Annotated in this window: 1 protein-coding gene; it reads left to right on the plus strand. The window is 70.7% G+C overall.

Going from position 1 to position 628, the window contains the following annotated elements; all coding sequences use genetic code 11:
- Positions 1-628, plus strand: a 628-nt coding sequence (locus PUR56_RS01420) for an ATP-binding cassette domain-containing protein (protein WP_329947510.1), incomplete at both ends; no start/stop codon positions are given.

Genomic DNA, 628 nt, shown 5'->3' on the forward strand with positions numbered 1-628 from the left:
ACGCTCCGAACTCGCCCTCGCCCTCGCCGGCGACCAGCCCCTCCGCTCCGGCACCGTCACCCTCGACGGCCGCACCCTGCGCTCCGGCCACCCCGGCGACGCCATCCGCGCCGGCCTCGGCCTCGCCCCCGAGGAACGCAAGGCCCAGGCCCTGTTCCTCCACCGCTCCATCCGCGACAACACCAGCACCGTCGTCCTGGAACGCCTGCGCCGCTTCCGCTTCGTGCGCCGAAGTGCCGAACGCCAACTCGCCCAGGAATACACCGACCGGCTGCGGGTGCGCACCCCCTCCATCGAGCACGAGGTCCGCAAACTCTCCGGCGGCAACCAGCAGAAGGTCGTCCTCGCCCGCTGGCTCGCCCGCAAACCCAAGGTCCTGATCCTCGACGAGCCCACCCGCGGCATCGACGTCGGCGCCAAGGCCGAGATCTACCAGATCATCGCCGACCTCGCCACAGAAGGCGTCGCCGTCCTCGTCATCTCCTCCGAACTCCCCGAGGTCCTCGGCCTCGCCGACCGCATCGTCGTCATGCAGAACGGCCGCATCACCGGCGAACTCGACCGCGAACACGCCACCGAGGAAGCCATCCTCAACCTCGCCATGGCCGACGACATCGCCGCCGCGACC

It is taken from the genome of Streptomyces sp. BE303 (assembly GCF_036290945.1).
Classification (GTDB): domain Bacteria; phylum Actinomycetota; class Actinomycetes; order Streptomycetales; family Streptomycetaceae; genus Kitasatospora.